The sequence below is a fragment of the Schwartzia succinivorans DSM 10502 genome, assembly GCF_900129225.1.
In the GTDB taxonomy this organism is placed as follows: domain Bacteria; phylum Bacillota; class Negativicutes; order Selenomonadales; family Selenomonadaceae; genus Schwartzia; species Schwartzia succinivorans.
This window is the reverse complement of record NZ_FQUG01000003.1, coordinates 251,248-270,503: the sequence shown is the minus strand read 5'-3', so window position 1 is coordinate 270,503 and position 19,256 is coordinate 251,248. Positions and strand designations below refer to the sequence as shown.

Sequence of the window (19,256 nt, the reverse complement as noted above, 5' to 3'; positions counted from 1 at the left end):
ATTTCACCTCCACGTTCCTACCATTCCTACCATAAAAGATACCCCCTTATATATATTTATTTGCCTTTTTACATGTAAGAGTATTGTTTTTAGTAGGAAAGTAGGAATAAATAATAAATAATATACATATTCCTTGATATACTAAGGATTTTGGCGTTCCTACTTTTATTCCTACTTTGTAAAATGAAAGTAGGAAAGTAGGAGCAATTTGAGAAATTTCGAGGATTTTTGTCAAATTACGATTTTAACACCCTTGAATCTGACTCCCTTCCAACTAGCATTGTCTGCATAAAAACGCTTGCCGTTGCTCTCGCCCGGAATAATATACCCGGCATCCGCGAGCTTGGCTGCGAAATCCTTGAACGGTTTTCCGAAATTCGACTGGAGAAGCTGGTCGAGCTTCAGCTTATTTACCGTGATATACCCGTTGTGCTTCACACCGATAATCTCGCCGGTGTTTTCGTAATGGTCCATAGACCGTTCATCCGAAGCCAGTACATAATCAGAACCGATTCTGAGGTTGGAGTCCTTGGCTCCCAGCCAGTCAGTAATCGTCTGATACACTGTTTCGGTCGAGTCAACGTCCTGCTTCGTCTTGAGGTAGGAACACAGAACAGGCAGCGTGAGAGCACCTTCACCCATGAATTTTTCCATGAGCTGGTATGCCAGCCATACATAGGAGGCGTTGTTTTTCATCTTGCCCGTTATATGCTCGTTTGTGCTGCTGACTTCGTTATAGGCTTTCTCGAGTGCTGACTCGATGTTTCCGAGGCTTATTACTTCCTCTGCAAACTTCCTCACGGCATGGCCGTAATTGTGCTTTATGGCATGAGTCAGCTTCTGGAAGTCCTTCGTCAGCGGCCTGGATATATTTACCCCGATGATTCGATTCAGAGCGCCTTCGGCAGTATACTCGTTCGTCATCGATGATTCTCCCGTTACGAGCACTGTCGTGTTCCACCTCGTAGGCCGTTCTGTTTCGTGACCTGATATCATGCGCTGGCGGCCTTTGCCTGCAGTGATTTTGTACAGCCAGGAATTCTCCGGCGAACGCATCTTCTGGGACTCGAAGCTGTTCCTCTTGGCTTCGTTCTCATCCAGACACAGCGGAATATTATTCAGCGTGTTCAGTGTCTCGAATGCGAAATTATCCGTAGAATCCATGATGAACATCAGCCCGTTAGTCGTTGGCAGCCCGAACATCGATGCAACGATTTCCAGTGCCTTCGTCTTGCCCAGCTCCGTCGTTCCGAATAACTCACAGACGAATGTGTCTGCCTGCTCCCGTCCGATTAACACCGAGGCCATACCTACCGCCATGAAGGCGCATACCTCAGGACGTGTTTTCCATACGTCCTGCACCCCTGAGAGCCATCCGTTGAACGTCCCGAGGGGAATTACCGCCCTCATGATAGCTTCAGAACCACAGTCAAGCTTCGTCCTGCCCGTGTATGGAATGAACTCGTCATCGTGCCATCCAATCCTGCTGGATGTCGGATTCGCTTCCAGCTTGTTCTTACTCACGTAATCAATGAGGTAATCCGCGATGTACTTCGCGTTTGTTCCTGATATCATCAGTCCCGCGATAGCGTATTTCTGCAGCATTTTCCCGTTGAACAGCTCCGCAGCAGGAACAGTCACGAACCGCCACTGGCCGTCGCGGAAATATGCTATTTCATACTTCTCATCGCCGGTCCATACGTCCTTAAATCTGCGGTATGGAACAATGGCATGCGGTGCAGTCTGTACAGTGTAGTTTTCATCTTCGGCCTTTTTCCTTGCCCATACGCCCGAGAAATCTACCTTGTATTTCTGCCCGACGTAAATCGGCAGGTCGATATCCACAAACCTATAATTCACGATGGCGGATTTCGGCAGCCCTACATCGAAGTAGTCTGCTACATCTCCCTTCGGAGGACATTCAGGCCATATGTCGGGCAGACGGAGAACCTTTACATTCTCCCAGGCCTTCACATACTCCATGCCGGGAGCATCGTTATCAGGGATAATGACCTTATTTTTGAACTCACTCAGGAGAACCTTCTCCTCATCCGTGAAGCTGATGTGCGGCTTCGAACCCGTGCAGGTTGATATCGCCAGGAATCCATGCTGCGTCATCACATCGGCGCATTTTTCGCCTTCGACGATGTACAGTGTCTGCCCGCGGTCAGCCTGCTGCATTTTATCCAGTCCATATATCCATATGGAACCTTCAGGCTTTTTGAAGAACCCCGATGGTCCCTTGAATGAGAATTTCTTATGCCCATCCGAGAATTTCTTCCGGTACTTCCAGAACGCTACAGTCCCATCAGGATTCCGGTACACATATTCAATGTTTTCTATGACTTCATAGCTTTCCTTTTTCCGCCTGGGTGCCGAAGTCATTACTATTGGCGGCTCGTTGGCCTGAATAGCATCCATGATTACCCTCTGAGTCTGCTTGCAGCGCTGGCAGTTCATTTCGAGATATCCGTTTTTTTCTGTCAGATATAAATGATGCCCGTCACGATCCGAACGCTCACAGCAGGGACAGGCGGCCTGATACTCGCCGCCTTCCAGCTGTTTCACGTTGGACAGCTTGGGCAGTATATCCATCAGCGTCAACGGCTCTCCGTCTACGTCAGGGATTCTGTCCCAATCTATCCTTAACATAGGCAATCAGAACGGAAGCTCGTCTTCCGAGACAGTTGTACCGTTGATACCGCCAGTGGTTACATCATGAGGTTTTTCATCTTCGGCCAGCTTCTGCAGCGCAGGTACTTCGAACTTCTCCGGATGGTCTTTTGCATCGGCAGCCAGTACCAGCTTCGGCAGCGCCAGAGTCTTTTTAATGCTGCCATCCTTGGCCTTGTATTCCTGTTCGCCGATAACAATACCGACGTATTTTCCGATGAGACATTTTCCCTCGGTCTCGTTGAACTCCTTCTCCAGAGTTTTCGGCTCGATTTTCGAGGAATCCGCCACCACATGCAGCGAGTGCTTCAGCATACCGAGTGCAGTCGGTTTATAGGAGAAGTACGTGTTAATGTATCCCCAGTCCTGACCTGTACGGTCCTTTACGGATTTTCCCGTATCCTTGAATTCGCCGTAGCAGATATCGAGGTATGCCTTAATGTACTGTTTGTCCTGATTGTGTTCCACATCAACAATCCTGCAGCAGTACACGCCGGCACCCGGACGCTTGTAATCTACACTCTCACTGACATTTGAAAAATCGACATTTAACATTTACTTGTCCCCCTTATTATTCTTAATCCCATAAAATTCGCGGATTTTGTCATCCACAAATTTGAGATTGTTGTCAATCTGCTCATCCTCAAACAGCTCCTCAGGAGCCTTCGTAATATCGTTCCCGTCTGTTACCGTTCGGAAAAAATGCTCCCCGTCTTTGCTCATGCAGCGGATGACGATAGTCACCATTCCTTCCAGGCAGACCTTCTGGTCGAGAAGCTTCCCCAGAGTTTTGAGAACCGTCATTCCCATATCCGAGGTATCCTCATGCATGACGATGTACACGATGTTGTCATCAGGAAGCTCCTCCTTGACGAACTTCACGAGATTGTACATGCTGTCCGCTATTTCGTTGTACATGTCAAACTGCGCTCCGCCCTTCATGAAGCGATGATTCCTCATAAAGAGATGTGTCATGATGTACCCTGCATCATCAATGACTGCAGTCCTGACCTTCGCATCGGACATCTTGGCAAGCTGTCCCTGAATCTGTGTTACATTGTCGGTTTTTGCTACGAATCTGAATTGCTGGCGGAACGGCAGGGCCTTCGACTCTACATTGATGTAGAGGATTTCATCCGGCGCGAAAAACTTCAGTGATCTGGATTTTCCGCTGCCGCTCTTGCCATAAATAATTACCGGCAGTCCCATATTAACCTCCTTATTTAATCTGTATGTTCTGCTTCTCGATGAGCTGTACGCCTTCGAATACCGCGCCCGCCTCGATAGCCTTTTTGAGCGCCGCTTTGTCAGGCTGCGGGTCCTTCTGGACGAGAAATTCATCGGGTACGCCATTGATGTCATCGACAATGACCTGCTTTGACGTCCTCCAGCTGATGGAGAACTCAGGCTCCTTGTACGACTCTCCCGCGCACTGCTCGGCAAGGTATCTCTTGAGACTCTCGGCCTTTGCTTCCGCAGATTTCTGACGTGCCGCGAAAACGTCCTTCTCCTCCTTGAGTGCCTTGGCCTCCGCCAGAAGATTCTTAATCCAGCAGGTAATGTTCCTGACCTTGTCCTTCTTAGCCATGGCGAGCGTATTAAGTGCCTGCTCGTCGATGATTTCTCCGGTTTCCATGTCTACACAGCCCGCGATGGCTGCATTGATTTCATACAGTTTCATCCTCTTTAACCTCCTCCGTTTTTGCCTCACGGCGAACCAGCAGATAATCCTTGCCGTTCATCGTGATTGTTCCAACTATCTCATGGACTTCTGTGAGGTTGAATTCCAACCCGCTGCCATAGTCCTGTAAAATAACGCCATCGTATTCCATGATTTACCTCCTGTGTTATAATGTAAGTAGCTTTAATTAGCTTTCTGGTCGTCTGCTGCAACAGGCGGCCTTTTCTATTCCCCGAAAAGCTCGTCATACTTGTTGATGCATTCAGAGTAAACGCCTGCCGCATCAGACAGCAGAACCGTATCCGCATAGACGGCCGCAGCGCTGCATGTGTCGCTCCTGGCGTCCGCATCGCAGGCCATCATCAGAAGCCTTGCCATGCCGATATCAAACTTAGTCGTCATCCTTGCTCACCTCCCTTCGTATTTTCTGCATAACCTTGTAACGATGGTATTCTTTTCTTTTATCCAGGCATTCACGGCAAGCCTTTTTCCCTTCCTCCGGGGGATTTACTCCACATAATGGGCATAGCCCCGCCGCAATTCTGCGCTCCCTTCGCTCCCTGGCTTTTGAGGATGCTACCTCCGGGTTGTATTTCGGACGGTATGGCTCCCTGACCTCAAAGTCATTCTTCTCATCCTCGAAACTGCAATTCGGCCTGAAGCAGTCCAGGCAATCATTGGCATTCGGGACCCGCCTCAAATATGGACATATCGGAAGCGACTCTTTACCCGGCTTCACTTCCCCTTTGATGTACTTCTGATACGCATTCCAGAAGGTCGTTCGAGACATTTCAGCACTTTTTGCGCCCTTTACGAAGGTGAGCTTTCCTTTTCGGACACCTTCGGCAGCATCCCAGAAGGTTTCAGGAATCGGTTTCTTTGCCCTGCCGAACCTTACGCCCCGAGCTTTAGCGGCCTCGATGCCCTGCCGCTGTCTCTCGTGGATATTCCTATACTCACTTTCTGCTACAAACGAGAGTACTGAAAGGACAAGGTCAGCAATAAATTTGCCCATGAGATTCCCGTCCTTATTACGGGTATCAAGAATTGGCATATCCATTACCACGACCGCTACGCCCTTCTTGGCGAGATAGCGCCATTCTTCGAGAACGGCTGTATATTTACGCCCGAATCGGTCAAGACTTTTAACAAAAAGCACGTCACCGCTTTTCATTCGCCGTCTCAGCTTCTCATAATTCGGACGGTCGAAGGATATCCCGGTAAACTTATCCACAAAGATATGCTCAATGCCCTTCTCGTTCATTGCGCGAATCTGTCGGTCGATATTTTGTTCTGTGGTTGATACCCTGACATATCCGTAGTTCATCCCGGCATCGCCGCCGTTCCGAAGAGCGTCACCGCCGCATACACGGCAGTAATAAAGCCGATGAAAAATCCTCCGCCGAACCCCAGCGCCAGGCCGGATAAGAATTCCTTAAACCTCATTTCACATCCACCCTAAACAGAGCGCGGCGAGTATTAAGAGAATCATTGACGATACGACCGCCTGCCCCCATTCCGTGAGGGAATTCCATAAGTACATCATTCTGCTTCCTCCTTTAAAACGCCAGCGACGCAAAGGCCGCCGCCACGACCACACACCCTAAAACTTCTTTAATCCAGTACATCATGCTTTCGCCCCCACGATACCCAGCCTCTCGTAGAAATACTTGCGCGGTACGCGGCCGCGTATAGTGATGTATCCTTTATCAGCAAGCTCCTTGTTGAGCTGCTTGATGATTAAGAACGCCTTCGTCCTTTTCACGCCTAACATTTCTTGCAATTCAGCGCTTCTGACAAAAACGTCATCAGTCTTGGCGTTCATGTTCCTTCGCCTCCTTTAAATCTCCTCGTTATTGAGCTTCGTCAAGATGTTATTGAGGACGTTCCGCCGATGCTTCATCATGCTGTATTCAAAATCTTCCGTCTTTGAACCATCAGGCCATGTTTTCCCCTGCGGGATGCCCTTTGCTTCCATTTCATCGATGACCGCCGATGTACGAACGAGTTCCTCACAGATAACAGCCTGGATCAAGATCCATTCTGCGATAGTGAATTTCATTTTACGTCCTCCTTCTTAATTCGTAGAAGCTCATTCTACACTCTGGGTAAAAAAAATTTTCTGCTGGCTCTCGAAATTGAGATTCAACAGCTTGTAGAGCGTCGCGATTTCACTTGCAGTAAACTCGGTCTTATTATTCATCTTTAACCGAAGCCCTTCCTTCGTGATGCCTAATGCCTCCGCGACCTGCTTTTTCCTCAGTCCTGCGCGGATAATAGCGATTTCAAGCTCTACCGTGTTTGTCATACACTCACCTCCCCATGTAGCAGTTTTTTCTACATGCATAGAATACTACTCCGTTGAATGAATGTCAACAAGTATTTTTATCAAAATACAAATTTTGTTGCCGTATCATTTACAGATTGATATAATCGATATAGGAGGGAAGTGAATATCATGACGTTATATGAAAATATAAAAAAGCGCCGGGAAGAGCTCAAAATGTCTCAGGAACAATTAGCAAAGAAGATGGGATATAAATCCCGTGCTTCTATAAATAAGATTGAAAAGGGAAAGGCTGATATTCCACAGTCTAAGATTATGCAGTTTGCTAAAGAACTTGGTGTATCTCCTGGCGAACTGATGGGATGGGTTCAATTGCCGTTTAATGATGACAAGGATAATAAGGATAATAAAGGAAATATGGCTGCAGAAGCCGTATGTGTAGCATCCGGAAATCCAATTTTCATCGAATCCAAAGGACATCCATCTAGTACACCCCTCGGAAGCCTGGCTGGATACCTTAATTATCTTTCTAGTACCGCCGATCCCGAAACAAGAAAGAATATGCCGATAATCGTCGAGGGCCAAAAGGAAAAGGCCCTGATAGAATCTTACCGTTCACTATCAGACAAGGATAAGGAGACTGTAGCATCACTTATACAGTCCTTGCCTAAAGACACTAAGCAATAAATCGCAGAAGGATGGAGGTTTTGTTATGGGATTCTTTGATATATTCCGCACGCATACAGATTATCCGCCAGTACCTTTTCTGGTTACTGTAATCGCATTCGAGACTGCAAACAAAAGCCATAAAAGCGTATGCAAGGTTTCTGTTCATGTTGTGGACAATGGCAATGTAATATTCTCGGAAGAGCAGCTTATCAAACCTAAGACAAAATCATGGACATTCACATACTATAACCACATATCCGAGAAGGACGTACAGAATGCTCCTACATTCGAGGAATACTGGCCTACCATCGAACCATATATAAAAGGTAACGTGGTTTACTTTTCCAATTACCAGCGCAGTGTTCTGCACGCAAAATGCGGAGACCTTCCAGCCAATTATGTTGATGTGCAGGATATTGTATGTGCATGGTATGAAATGGACCATTACACCATGGATGATGTCCTGGACAAATTCGGTTGCGATTATGGAGGCTCGAAGCCTGAGATGGTTTATGACATCCTATGTGCTCTGTACCAGAGAAAAAAGGGAAAAATGAAAAAGATATTATCCAGAAAAAATGAAGATGATTATGACTATTATGATTAAAGGAATGATGGTCTATGTCAGCATATTACGACAAAGAAAAGCGCACCTGGTACGCTAAATTTCGATATAAAGACTGGACCGGCAAATCGTCATCGACGACTAAGCGCGGTTTCAAAACTAAAAAAGACGCTCTGAAGTACGAACGCGATTACAAAGACGCAAGGAAAGCTACGCCTGATATGACGGTATCGCACCTTGCCTCCCTTTTCCTTGAGAGTATGAAAACACGGCTTCGGCCTTCATCATATTTGCAGAAAGACAGTATTCTGCGCCTCTATGTAGTTCCAAAATTAGGAGATATCCCCCTCTCGAAGCTCACCCGACCTGTCATTGTACGCTGGCAGGACTGGCTCATGAAGCAGTTATCCTTGCGCGGCGGCAAACCATTAAGTGAAAACCGCCTGCGAAACATAAACTCCCAGCTCATAATTCTCTTGAACTACGCAGTAAAACTGGATTACCTCCCGAAGAGCCCTATGACGGGACTGAAGCCTATCGGCAAGGTCAATAAGCGTTTAGATTTTTGGGAGAAAGATGATTACGACCGCTTTATAGAGGCAGGAAAAGGCAATAAAAACTATGAGCTTTTCAAGCTCTGCTTTGATGTTCTCTTTTATTCGGGGCTTCGCATAGCGGAGTTCTGCGGCCTTGGAAAAGACAGCTTCGACTTTGACCGTGATATTATCATAGTGAAGCAGGCCGCAGACGATAGCGGGGAAGCTGTCCCCCTGAAGACTAAATCCTCGTACAGGGAGATTACCATGCCCCACAGCATCATGCAGCGGATAAAAGATTTCGCGAAAAACTGGAACACCATCCCTAAAACCGGCTTCTTCGGAGTCTCGCGCGTCAGGCTTCGCGTGTGCATGCGACAGTGGTCCGAAAAAGCAGGACTCACGTATATCAAGGTCCATGGCCTCCGTCATTCCCATGCATCGTTCCTCATAAAACTTGGAGTCCCCATCACGGCCATATCGCACCGCCTCGGGCACAAAAACTCCCAGATTACCCTGTCCACTTACTCGCATATGTACCACGACGATGACCCCGGCATAGCACGTCTGCTCGAGTCTAAAATGTAAAATGTTGGTCAAACGTTGGTCAAAAATAAAAATAAAAAAGCCGTATTCCCCGTCAAATCAAGGGAATACGGCTTTAATTATTCAGGTATTCTACACCCAAAACTAAAAATCCTCTAGTAAAATAAATTTTTCATGAAAAAAGCGAGGCAAAAGCCTCGCTTTTTGGAATTACTTACGGAGATTCAATTTTGCAATGATGGAACGATAACGCTCAATATCCTTCTTGTAAAGGTAGCTGAGCAGACGACGGCGATGACCGACCATCTTCAGAAGACCACGGCGGGAATGATGATCCTTTTTGTGCTCCTTAAGATGTTCCGTCAGGTATGCAATGCGAGCTGTAAGAACAGCAATCTGGACTTCCGGGGAACCCGTGTCGCCCTCATGAACTGCATACTTTGCGATGATTTCCGATTTTGCTTCCTGTGTTAACATTTTCTTCCTCCTAAATGCATTTACTTCATCCGGCATCCAAGGCAGCGTCGGAGTGCCTCGCTGTCTTCGCTGCGGACGTATTAAAACCTATAAAATTATAGCACAAGGCTATCTGCTTGTAAACGAAATATTTCTTCCGCCTTTGCCTTGTCCTTTTCCATTTGTGCTATCAGAGCCTGTATCGAAGGAAATTTTTCTTCCCGTCGCAGCAGCTTCAAAAATTCCACGAGAATTTTCTTGCCATACAGATTCCCTGAAAAGTCCAGTACATGCACCTCAAGCCGCGGCTCCATGATTCCGAAGGTAGGATTTGAGCCGATATTGGCTGCTCCGCCATAAACCTCTCCATCAATCGTCACCCGAACCGCATATACGCCCTTTGGAAGAGAGACCGCTTTATCAGACAGCTCAAGATTAGCTGTCGGAAAACCCAAAAGACGGCCTCTGGCATCTCCATGCATGACCTCGCCGTAGGCTGTAACAGGATGCCCCAGCCATTTGTTTGCTTCGTCAAGCTTACCAAGACGAATAAACCGGCGTATGCCTGTACTGGATATCATTTCATCATTTTCAAACACAGGACTGCAGATTTCAGCAGTAAAACCGAAATTTTCGCCCTCTGCCTTAAGTGTATCAGCACTGCCTGCCCCCATTCGTCCGAAGGTATAATTCGGTCCAACAGCCACAAAGGAAGGTGCTAGAGTTTCCTTGAGCAGCTTCAGGAAATCTTTATATTCCATTGCTGCTGTTTCTTCTGTAAACAGAGGTTCAAACAGCATATCAACACCCATGCGCTTCATGTGCATACGGCGTACCTCCGCATCCTCGATAAAAAGCGGAGCCTTATCGGGCGAAACAACAGAACGGGGATGATTCGAGAAGGTGAACACCACTGACGGCACTCCATGCTCCTTCGCGTATTCCACAGCCCTGCTGATTACGGTCTGATGTCCGCGGTGGATTCCATCAAAGGTTCCGAGGGCACACGCCCCGTGCTTCCATTTTTCCGATAGCTTCTTCCAGTCCGAAATGACTTCCATGCTTTCTGTTCCTTTCAAGCGCGGTATATTTTATCAGGATAGACGGATTCGTCCTCCGCGTGATATTTACCGATTCCGAGAAAATTATTTTCCCCGTACAGTCTGAGACGCTGCATATCCGAAAATTTCACTGACTTATCATGATTTGGCAGCCCATTTTGCATAGCCGCTATACGGTGCACTGGCACATCATACCGTTCAAGGTGCTGCAGATAGGCTTCCGGAGCCCTGACTGCCGCCTCGCCGAGTTTTTCAAGCTCCTCAGGTGTCACTGCATCCTTCAATTGAAAAGCTCCAACGCGCGTACGCAGAAGAAATGCCATAGCAGCAGGAATCCCTGCTGCCCTTCCGATATCTCTGCATATAGAGCGTATATACGTCCCCTTTGAACAGTCAATATCCAAAAGAAGCCCTCTGTCACGCTTTGCCAGTACATCAAGACGATAAATTGTAACCTGACGTGACGGAATCTCTACAGAAAGATGGCGGCGAGCCAAATCACACGCCCGCCGCCCGTTAATCTTTACTGCCGAATACACAGGCGGAATCTGGTCTATCGTTCCTGTCTGTGAAAGAACAGCCTTCTGTATAGCTTCATCATCAGGCATCGGTGCATCAGAGCGTTCAACAACCTCTCCAAGGTCATCGCCGCTGTCTGTTTCAATACCAAAAAGCAGCTCGGCACGGTACGACTTTGACACCTCGTCAAGGTATTCTATAAGCCGTGCAGCCCTTCCCACCGCAACAGGAAGAACCCCTGCAGCTCCCGGGTCCAGTGTCCCCGCATGGCCGACACGTTTCACTTTCATAATTCTGCGGACATAGCCCACAGCATCATGGGATGTCATGCCTGGCGGCTTCAAAAAATTGATGAATCCGTCTTTCATGCCTCAAGTGCCCTCTCAATCGCATCAAGAACTGCTTTTTTTGCATCGGCGAGCGGCATTTTAAGAGTGCAGCCTGCCGCCCTTATATGACCGCCGCCGTCAAATTCTCCCGCGACCTTGCTGACATCAAGACCTTTGGAGCGCATACTGACGCGGCAGACATTCTCGTCCACACACTTAATGAGGACAGCAACATCTACGCCTTCAATTACACGCACCATGTCTATAAAGCCCTCTGTAGACTCCAGGCGCTCCATAAGCTCCCTGTCAAGAAAAAGACCTGCGACGCGTCCGCCGGCAGTCAGCTCCATAGTCTGAAGAGCCTCCATCTGACCTCGGACCATTTCCACAGGTTTTGCCTCCAACGCTTCCGAAACAACATGCGGCATGGCGCCAGCATCTATCAGAGCCGCAGCAGCCCTCATTGTTGAGGACCGTGTATTTGAAAACTTAAAAAAGCCTGTATCCGTAGCAAGCCCTGTATAAAGAGGAAATGCTATTTCCGGTGTCAGTTCTGCCTTAAGCTCTGTCAAAATCTCATAGACCATCTCCGCGGCCGCAGCACTTTTTTCAATAAAGATATAGTCCGCAAGCCCATTATTTGAGATGTGATGGTCAATATTGAGTATTGGAAGGCCATTGGAAATCTCAGCCACGCCCCCGATACGGCTTGAATCCGTATCAACAATGACAAGCATTCCGGCACTGCCCTTGTAATCCTCAGGTCTCAAAATATCATCATAGCCCGGAAGAAATGACATGCTTCTCGGCAGCTCATCGTCAATTACGACATCCGCCTTTTTGCCAATTCCGCGCATGTAAGCACAGAGAGCAAGTGTAGAACCGATGGCATCACCATCAGGACTTACATGTGACGTTATTATGACTGAATCAGCATTTTTCAGACAGTCAGCGGTCTCTTTAAGCCCGATTTTCTTCCCCATCGTCATGTCCTTCTTCTTTTTCTATTTTAAGTAAAAGCTCCTGAATATGTGCGCTATAGGCAAGTGATGTATCCAGCGCGAAGGTGAGCTCCGGCGTATAACGCAGGCGCACACGGCTTCCAAGCTCACGACGGATATATCCGGAGCAGCTTTTCAGTCCCTTCCAGCAGTCCTTCATCTGCTCCTCACTGCCCATAAGGCTCACAAATACACGTGCGTTCCGCAAATCCGGTGAACAGTGCACATCAGTGACCGTCACGAACCCGATACGCGGATCCTTAACGTCCTGCAGGAGAATTTTGCTTATCTCCTGCTTCATGAGCTCCTGGACTTTTTCCATTCTTAATTGTCCCATATTTCTTTAGTTCTCCTGGCTGTGTTCAGCCTTTTCATTTAACTCCGTGATAGAGGTAGCAATTTCTTCCATCGTGTAAACCTCAAGAATATCTCCCTCTTTGTAATCACGGAAATCCTTTATGGTAAGACCGCACTCGTAGCCTGCCGCAACTTCCTTAACGTCATCCTTGAAGCGGCGCAGGGAATCAATCTCACCGTCATGCACAACTACATTGTCGCGCAGAATACGGATTTTGGATGTATTCTGAACCTTGCCCTCCAGAACATAGGAGCCTGCAACAAGTACCTTCGAGAATTTCATGACCTGACGAATCTCGACCTTACCTGTAATAACTTCTTTATATTTCGGCGCAAGCATGCCGGACATAGCTGCCTTGACATCGTTCAGTGCGTCATAAATGACCTGATACGTGCGGATATCAACCTTTTCAGTATCTGCAACCTTGCGTGCGTTTGCATCCGGACGAACGTTGAAGGCAATTATGATAGCGTTTGCAGCGGAAGCCAGCATAACATCGGATTCATTAACGGCACCAACGCCTGAGTGAACGATTGCTACACGAACCTCATCATTTTTATTAAGCTGCAGAAGCGAGCTGTTAAGAGCCTCGACGGAACCCTGAACATCGGCCTTGATAACGATATTCAGGTCCTTGATGCTTCCTTCCTGAATCTGCTGGAAGAGGTCATCAAGGGATACCTTCTTGGACTTAATAAGCTCTGTACGCTGTTTCTCGATACGTTTCTCAGCAATGGAACGTGCCAGTTTCTCTTCCAGAACAGCAAGCTGGTCACCGGCAGCCGGAACATCCGAAAGGCCGAGCACCTCAACCGGCATGGACGGGCCTGCCTTCTTGACTTCCTCACCGCGGTCATTGATCATAGCGCGGACTCGGCCGAACGCCGTACCTGCGATAATGGAATCACCGATACGGAGCGTACCGGACTGTACAAGGACAGTTGCGACAGCACCGCGGCCCTTATCAAGCTGTGCCTCGATGATTACACCGCGGGCCTCACGGTTCGGATTTGCCTTGAGCTCCTGAACCTCAGCGACAAGCAGAACCATTTCCAGAAGGTCGTCGATCCCCATTTTCTGCTTTGCGGATACAGGAACCATGATTGTGTCTCCGCCGTACTCCTCAGGCACCAGACCGTATTCCATGAGCTCCTGCTTTACATGGTCCGGATTAGCGCCCGGTTTATCAATTTTGTTGATAGCAACGATGATAGGAACCTTCGCTGCCTGAGCATGGTGAATAGCCTCGATGGTCTGCGGCATGACACCGTCATCTGCCGCGACAACAAGGATAGCAATATCCGTAACCTGAGCACCGCGGGCACGCATAGCTGTGAAAGCCTCATGACCCGGAGTATCAAGGAATACGATTTTCTTGCCCTTGCAGTTTACCTGATAAGCACCGATACGCTGCGTGATACCACCGGCCTCATGAGCAGAAACCGAGCTCTTGCGGATAACATCAAGAAGCGATGTCTTACCATGGTCAACGTGGCCCATAACCGTAACGACAGGAGGACGGAGTACAAGTGTCTTCGGATCATCCTCAATTTCAGGAATCTCTGTCGGATCCGTTTCAGGCGGCAGTGCCTCGGTTGTTACTCCGAATTCGCTTGCAACCAGCTCAGCCGTATCATAATCAATCTCCTGATTGATTGTAGCCATAACGCCCATCATAAAGAGCTTCTTGACGACCTCTGCCGCCGTGCAGCTCATTTTACTTGCCAAATCCTTTACTATAATGGATTCGCCAATTTTAATGTGCGTAGGACGTGCAATCTCTGCCTTTGGTGCCTGCTGCTGCTCGCGGCCGCGGTTCTTGCGGTTTTTCTTGCTGCCGCGGTCACGGTTTCCGCCAAAATTGCTGCGCTCGTTATCGAAACGGTTTCCGCCCTTATCGCGGAAGTTATTGCGGTTTCCGTTATCATGGTTGTGACGGCCGCCCTGATTGCCGCCGTTTCCGTTGTTGTTATAATTTCCGTTGTTCATGTTGTTCGTACGGCGGTTTCCGTTACCGCCTGCTGCAGGACGGTTCTGCCCGCCCTGGCCTGCATTCGGACGCGAGCCGCCATTATTATTCTGATGACGGCGTTCATTCTGACCCTGTGCGTTATGACCGAAGCCATTTCCACGGTTCTGCTGTGCATGCGTGTTTCCGCCGTTTCCACCCGCACGGTTTGCATGCTGCTGACGATTCCGGTCTGTGTGCTGCTGGTTTGCATTGCCATGCGTATGCTGCTGCGCATTCTGAGCATTCTGCTTTGCCTGATGCTCAGACTTGCCGCCCTGCGGCTTCTGCTGCTGTGCATTTTTCTGCGGCTGTGCAGCCTTTGGAGCCTGCGGCTTCTCCTCCTTCTTGCTGAGAAGGTTTTTAAGAAGTGTCTTTTCTTCTTCTCCGACACTGCTCATGTGATTTGCTACTTTATGTCCATTCTTTTCCAATAAATTCAAAACTACCTTGCTTTCTGTATGAAATTCCTTTGCCAACTCATAAACTCTGTATTTCGACATAGAGCCACCTCCGTATATATCATTGATTGCTCTCCAAACGTTTCTTCAACGCGTCACTGAAACCTCTATCCAAAAGGACTGCCGCTGCACGCTGTGCCTTTCCGATGGCATTTCCCAGCGACTCCTTATCCATTGCCTCATACACAGGAATACCTGCTTTTTCAGCCATGTTACGATAAAGCTTTTTCGTATCCTCTGCTGCGTCACGGGCCAAAATAACACATTTTGCCTTGTGTCCCGAAAACGCCTCCCGTGCAGCCGTATCGCCGGAAGCTACGCGGCCCGCACGCTGTGCCATGCTCAGAAGATTGACGATTTTTTCATCCTTCATCTTTCTTACCCTGTTCAAACTGCTCACGGAGTACCTTCAACACATCTGCGCCGATTTCTCCCTGAAATGACTTCTGAAAACGATGTGCCTTTACTGCCGCATCAAAGCATTCGATTTTATCGCATACATAGGCTCCGCGTCCGGATTTTTTTCCTGTACGGTCAACGGAAAAATCTCCTTCAGGGCTGCGGACTATGCGAATCAGCTCTTTCTTGGGGTGTACCGTCTGACACCCTATGCAAAGACGCTGAGGAATTTTTTTGACTGCCGTCATTCGGCATCCCCCTCCGCAGAGAAAGACTCCTCACCTGTGACCTCAACAAGATCCATTGATTCGTCAATTTCCTCGTCAGCGGCCTGGGATTCACTCTTAATATCTATCTTCCAGCCCGTCAGCTTTGCAGCAAGACGCGCGTTCTGACCTTCCTTGCCGATGGCAAGCGACAGCTGATAGTCAGGAACTACGACGCGGGAAATCTTCTCTGCTTCGTTTACCGCGACGGAAACAACCTTTGCCGGACTAAGGGCATTGGCAATATACCTTGCGGAATCAGCGTTCCATTTTACAATATCAACCTTTTCGTTTCTGATTTCATCAACAACAGCCTGTACGCGAAGGCCCTTATGACCTACACATGCACCTACCGGATCAACATCCTCATCACGGGAGTACACCGCAATCTTGGAACGCATACCCGGCTCACGCGCAACGGATTTAATCTCTACAATTCCATCCTGAATCTCAGGAACCTCACGCTCAAACAGACGCTTCAGAAGTCCCGGATGAGTGCGTGATACTGCAATCTGAGGTCCCTTGGAGGTACGGCGTACTTCCAGAATGTATGCCTTGATACGGTCTCCGTACTCGTAGGTCTCACCCTCAATCTGTTCTGTCGGTGTAAGAACAGCTTCTGTCTTCCCGAGATCAATATATACATTGCGGTTTTCTACACGTTCAACCGTACCCGTGATGATATCGCTTTCACGCTCGGAATATTCATCAAAAATATTTCCGCGCTCTGCTTCACGTATACGCTGTACAACAACCTGCTTTGCCGTCTGTGCAGCAACACGTCCAAAATTGGCGGGTGTTACCTCAAGCTCAAATACATCTCCGACCTCGTAATCCGGCTTGATTGCCTGAGCATCACTAAGAGAAATATCCGTTATCGGATTTTCTACCTCTTCGACGACTGTCTTAATCGCATACACATGATACTCTCCTGTCGTGCGGTCAAGAGACACGCGTACATTCTGCGCTGCGCCGCCGAAATTGCGGCGGTACGCCGTAATCAGCGCTGCCTCAATAGCCTCAAACAGCACCTCCGGCGCAATTCCTTTCTCCTGTGCCAGCTCGCGGAACGCATCCATAAAATCCGCACCGTAATTGAGAGCCTGTTCTTTCTTTGCCTTTCCCCTGCTCCGTTTAATCAAAATCTGCTCCTCCTAATGATTTAAATATCAATATGTAAACGCACCTGCGCGATTTTCTTCATATCAATCGGCTCAAGTTCCTCCAGCTTCAGAGCATTATCCTCGCAGCCAATCAATTTACCTGTAATCTGCTTACTGCCGTCAAGCGGTTCATAAAGTGAAACATCAACTATCTTTCCCGCCTCGCGGACAAAATCCTTCTCTTTTTTCAGCACGCGGTCAAGACCCGGTGACGAAACCTCGAGTATATAGCTGTCCGGAACCACATTTTTTTCGTCGAGCTCTTTTTCAAGCTTCTCTGAAAGTGCCTGACAGTCCTCGATATCAATTCCCTCCGGCTTATCTATATAAACACGAAGATACCAATCCTTTTCCTTCACATATTCGACATCCACGAGTTCAAGCCCCGTATCCGCCAAAAGCTCCTCCGCGAGCTTTTCTACGGTCTTTTCCACATAACCTGCCACAGACATTCCTCCTCAAAATCTTTCTCATACAATGCGAAAGAGTGAGCTGGCGCTCACTCTTTCGAAACCGATAATCTATTTACTCGTTCAAGTATAACATGTATATACACAAATGTAAACATAATTAGGAAAGTTTTGTACAATTTAAATGATATATTTTTCGCAATACATCTGGCATAATAATTTTTTACAAACTGGATATTTTTATATGTCCACATAGTCTGTACAATCGAAAACAGAAAATATGAAGGAAGTGTATAATCATGTCAGTTATTCAACCGGGAACATCCTATCAACCCACAGCCGGAGCGAGATTCACCACAAAAGAGCTTTGTCTCTGTGCTGCCATGAGTACCGTTGTGTTTCTTGCCACATTTGTTCCGAAGATTCCCATACCGCTCGGCTACGCTCACATGGGCGATGCCGCAATTTTTCTAATTGTTATGCTCATCCCTAAACGCCCCGCTCTTTTAGCCGCCTGCATAGGCTCGACAATGGCGGACATCATCGGCGGCTTTTACATCTGGGCAGCGCCTACAATAATCATCAAATTGATAATGGCTTATATAGTGTATATTATCGCGAGACCGGATAAGGAGTCCACAGGATTTACAAAAACAGCCGCAGCCTTTACCGCAGCCTCACTCTGGATGACCTTTGGTTATGCAGCTTTCGGCGCAGTACTTTACGACAGTGCTGCCGCAGGAATTGCCTCCGCCTATGGGCTTTTGGCAAAAAGCGTCGTAAATACTGCCGCAGCGCTTGTTCTTTTGAAACCGCTGAAAAAATCAATCCACATATCGATGTAATGCAAAAGAAAAAGGCCTCCGAATCTCTCGGAAGCCTTTGTTTTTTCTGGTGCCGAAGGCCGGACTTGAACCGGCACGTTGTTGCCAACGGCAGATTTTGAGTCTGCTGCGTCTGCCAATTCCGCCACTCCGGCGCACCTACAACGTAACTAACAGAAGCTATTATACTATCTGCCTCTTCTCCTTGTCAAGGAAAACCGCCCCGAAGTCTCCTCTCCTTTACAAAAGAAACCCAATTCGCTATGATATTCCATAGCATTAAGCGTTTTTTATGTCATCTAAGGAGTGATATTATATGGTTCGTTCTTTACGCTTTCTTTTCACGCTGCTGCTCGTATTCGGTGTTCTCTTTTCCGGCACGGCATTTGCAGCTGAGCAGAAGGTTCCTGTCATATCTGTAAGCGGTACAGGCCGCGTTGAAGGTGTGCCCGACCGTGCAGACCTCACTCTCGGTGTTGTCACACACGCGGCAGCAGCAGAGGAAGCACAGCAGCAGAATGCGCTGACAGCATCTGCTATCCGCAGGACCCTCTCTGCACTCGGAATTGAGGACCGTGATATCCGCACGGAGGACTACAGCTTCCATCCTGACTACGACCGCTCCAACGGCCGTACCAATGAAATTACGGGGTATACTGTCTCAAACAAGATATCTGTTCATATAAAAAATATTGACCTTGTCGGTCAGGTCATTGACTCCGCCCTTGCAGCAGGGGCAAACAATGTCAGTTCCCTTGATTTTTCCGTCAGCGATACAAAGGCACTCCGCCGTGCCGCGCTCACTGCCGCGGTAAAGGACGCCCGTGAAAAGGCAGACATTATCGCACAGGCACTTGGCAAAAAAATCGTCGGCGTTCAGAACATATCGGAAAATTCCTATGATTTTAATTCCCGTGCACGCAAATCATTCATGGCAAACGCAGCTGCGGACATGAGCATGTCAACACCTATCGAAGCAGGAACAATTACCCTCTCGGCAGATGTACATGTAGACTTCATAATAGCAGACTGAGGTGGCGCCGC

26 protein-coding genes and 1 tRNA gene are annotated in these 19,256 nt (G+C 48.1%); 5 read left to right on the top strand and 22 right to left on the bottom strand.

Going from position 1 to position 19,256, the window contains the following annotated elements:
* Positions 1-231 precede the first annotated feature (231 nt).
* The 11 genes from BUA83_RS04205 to BUA83_RS04170 all read right to left on the bottom strand — a co-directional run bounded on the left by BUA83_RS04205 (position 232) and on the right by BUA83_RS04170 (position 6,662).
* Positions 232-2,652: a DUF927 domain-containing protein gene (locus BUA83_RS04205; protein ID WP_094756455.1), complete on the bottom strand. Its 2,421-nt coding sequence runs from the start codon at positions 2,650-2,652 to the stop codon at positions 232-234.
* 6 nt (positions 2,653-2,658) lie between these two features.
* Positions 2,659-3,228 (bottom strand): hypothetical protein, encoded by a 570-nt coding sequence (locus BUA83_RS04200; RefSeq protein ID WP_072934939.1) that lies wholly within the window; start codon positions 3,226-3,228, stop codon positions 2,659-2,661.
* A complete protein-coding gene (locus tag BUA83_RS04195; RefSeq protein WP_072934938.1) occupies positions 3,229-3,882 on the bottom strand; it encodes a DEAD/DEAH box helicase family protein in 654 nt (217 codons plus the stop codon).
* Between the two features lie 10 nt (positions 3,883-3,892).
* Positions 3,893-4,354, bottom strand: a complete 462-nt coding sequence (locus tag BUA83_RS04190) for a siphovirus Gp157 family protein (RefSeq protein ID WP_072934937.1) — start codon at positions 4,352-4,354, stop codon at positions 3,893-3,895.
* A complete protein-coding gene (locus BUA83_RS12605) occupies positions 4,341-4,505 on the bottom strand; it encodes a hypothetical protein (protein WP_159430466.1) in 165 nt (54 codons plus the stop codon). The genes BUA83_RS04190 and BUA83_RS12605 overlap by 14 nt, the downstream gene beginning before the upstream one ends.
* Positions 4,506-4,579: 74 nt before the next feature.
* On the bottom strand, positions 4,580-4,756 hold the full coding sequence (locus BUA83_RS12600; RefSeq protein WP_159430465.1) for a hypothetical protein: 177 nt from the start codon (positions 4,754-4,756) through the stop codon (positions 4,580-4,582).
* The gene (locus tag BUA83_RS04185; RefSeq protein ID WP_072934936.1) at positions 4,746-5,681 is read right to left on the bottom strand and encodes a recombinase family protein; all 936 of its coding nucleotides are present in this window, start codon (positions 5,679-5,681) and stop codon (positions 4,746-4,748) included. Before BUA83_RS04185 ends, BUA83_RS12600 begins: the two co-directional genes overlap by 11 nt.
* Positions 5,678-5,800 carry a hypothetical protein gene (locus BUA83_RS12890; protein WP_268793925.1) on the bottom strand — a complete coding sequence of 41 codons (123 nt, stop codon included), beginning with the start codon at positions 5,798-5,800 and terminating at the stop codon, positions 5,678-5,680. Before BUA83_RS12890 ends, BUA83_RS04185 begins: the two co-directional genes overlap by 4 nt.
* Before the next feature lie 181 nt (positions 5,801-5,981).
* Positions 5,982-6,179 carry a hypothetical protein gene (locus tag BUA83_RS04180; RefSeq protein ID WP_072934935.1) on the bottom strand — a complete coding sequence of 66 codons (198 nt, stop codon included), beginning with the start codon at positions 6,177-6,179 and terminating at the stop codon, positions 5,982-5,984.
* A gap of 15 nt (positions 6,180-6,194) precedes the next feature.
* Positions 6,195-6,416, bottom strand: coding sequence for a hypothetical protein (locus BUA83_RS04175; protein ID WP_072934934.1), 222 nt, complete (start codon positions 6,414-6,416; stop codon positions 6,195-6,197).
* A 30-nt stretch (positions 6,417-6,446) separates the two neighbouring features.
* Positions 6,447-6,662, bottom strand: coding sequence for a helix-turn-helix domain-containing protein (locus BUA83_RS04170; RefSeq protein ID WP_072934933.1), 216 nt, complete (start codon positions 6,660-6,662; stop codon positions 6,447-6,449).
* Between the two features lie 150 nt (positions 6,663-6,812).
* Between BUA83_RS04170 and BUA83_RS04165 the strand changes: the two genes are divergently transcribed.
* From BUA83_RS04165 to BUA83_RS04155, 3 genes are read left to right on the top strand one after another with little or no spacing between them, the layout of a single operon-like run.
* On the top strand, positions 6,813-7,328 hold the full coding sequence (locus tag BUA83_RS04165) for a helix-turn-helix domain-containing protein (RefSeq protein WP_072934932.1): 516 nt from the start codon (positions 6,813-6,815) through the stop codon (positions 7,326-7,328).
* 25 nt (positions 7,329-7,353) lie between these two features.
* Positions 7,354-7,917, top strand: coding sequence for a 3'-5' exonuclease family protein (locus BUA83_RS04160; RefSeq protein ID WP_072934931.1), 564 nt, complete (start codon positions 7,354-7,356; stop codon positions 7,915-7,917).
* 14 nt (positions 7,918-7,931) lie between these two features.
* Positions 7,932-8,999, top strand: a complete 1,068-nt coding sequence (locus BUA83_RS04155) for a site-specific integrase (protein ID WP_072934930.1) — start codon at positions 7,932-7,934, stop codon at positions 8,997-8,999.
* Positions 9,000-9,167: 168 nt separating this feature from the next.
* On the opposite strand, the gene rpsO is transcribed toward BUA83_RS04155, so the two are convergent.
* From rpsO to BUA83_RS04105, 10 genes are all read right to left on the bottom strand, one after another.
* A complete protein-coding gene (gene rpsO / locus BUA83_RS04150; RefSeq protein WP_072934929.1) occupies positions 9,168-9,434 on the bottom strand; it encodes a 30S ribosomal protein S15 in 267 nt (88 codons plus the stop codon).
* A gap of 95 nt (positions 9,435-9,529) precedes the next feature.
* Positions 9,530-10,474: a bifunctional riboflavin kinase/FAD synthetase gene (locus tag BUA83_RS04145; protein ID WP_072935080.1), complete on the bottom strand. Its 945-nt coding sequence runs from the start codon at positions 10,472-10,474 to the stop codon at positions 9,530-9,532.
* A gap of 14 nt (positions 10,475-10,488) precedes the next feature.
* Complete coding sequence (truB, locus tag BUA83_RS04140) at positions 10,489-11,361, bottom strand: tRNA pseudouridine(55) synthase TruB (RefSeq protein WP_072934928.1); 873 nt, start codon at positions 11,359-11,361, stop codon at positions 10,489-10,491.
* On the bottom strand, positions 11,358-12,305 hold the full coding sequence (locus tag BUA83_RS04135; protein WP_072934927.1) for a DHH family phosphoesterase: 948 nt from the start codon (positions 12,303-12,305) through the stop codon (positions 11,358-11,360). Before BUA83_RS04135 ends, truB begins: the two co-directional genes overlap by 4 nt.
* The gene (gene rbfA / locus BUA83_RS04130; protein WP_072934926.1) at positions 12,283-12,660 is read right to left on the bottom strand and encodes a 30S ribosome-binding factor RbfA; all 378 of its coding nucleotides are present in this window, start codon (positions 12,658-12,660) and stop codon (positions 12,283-12,285) included. Before rbfA ends, BUA83_RS04135 begins: the two co-directional genes overlap by 23 nt.
* A 6-nt stretch (positions 12,661-12,666) precedes the next feature.
* Positions 12,667-15,192, bottom strand: coding sequence for a translation initiation factor IF-2 (gene infB, locus BUA83_RS04125; protein ID WP_072934925.1), 2,526 nt, complete (start codon positions 15,190-15,192; stop codon positions 12,667-12,669).
* 19 nt (positions 15,193-15,211) lie between these two features.
* Positions 15,212-15,523, bottom strand: coding sequence for a L7Ae/L30e/S12e/Gadd45 family ribosomal protein (locus BUA83_RS04120; RefSeq protein WP_072934924.1), 312 nt, complete (start codon positions 15,521-15,523; stop codon positions 15,212-15,214).
* Positions 15,513-15,797, bottom strand: a complete 285-nt coding sequence (gene rnpM, locus BUA83_RS04115; protein WP_072934923.1) for an RNase P modulator RnpM — start codon at positions 15,795-15,797, stop codon at positions 15,513-15,515. Before rnpM ends, BUA83_RS04120 begins: the two co-directional genes overlap by 11 nt.
* Entirely contained in the window at positions 15,794-16,894 is a 1,101-nt protein-coding gene (nusA, locus tag BUA83_RS04110) for a transcription termination factor NusA (RefSeq protein WP_072935079.1), read from the bottom strand. The genes rnpM and nusA overlap by 4 nt, the downstream gene beginning before the upstream one ends.
* An 83-nt stretch (positions 16,895-16,977) precedes the next feature.
* Entirely contained in the window at positions 16,978-17,424 is a 447-nt protein-coding gene (locus tag BUA83_RS04105; protein ID WP_072934922.1) for a ribosome maturation factor RimP, read from the bottom strand.
* Between the two features lie 263 nt (positions 17,425-17,687).
* Between BUA83_RS04105 and BUA83_RS04100 the strand changes: the two genes are divergently transcribed.
* Complete coding sequence (locus BUA83_RS04100) at positions 17,688-18,233, top strand: ECF transporter S component (RefSeq protein ID WP_072934921.1); 546 nt, start codon at positions 17,688-17,690, stop codon at positions 18,231-18,233.
* A gap of 47 nt (positions 18,234-18,280) precedes the next feature.
* Here the strand turns inward: BUA83_RS04100 and BUA83_RS04095 are convergent.
* A tRNA-Leu gene (locus BUA83_RS04095) sits at positions 18,281-18,367 on the bottom strand.
* Between the two features lie 161 nt (positions 18,368-18,528).
* Here BUA83_RS04095 and BUA83_RS04090 point away from each other — a divergent pair.
* A complete protein-coding gene (locus BUA83_RS04090) occupies positions 18,529-19,245 on the top strand; it encodes an SIMPL domain-containing protein (RefSeq protein WP_072934920.1) in 717 nt (238 codons plus the stop codon).
* The last annotated feature ends 11 nt before the right edge of the window (positions 19,246-19,256 follow it).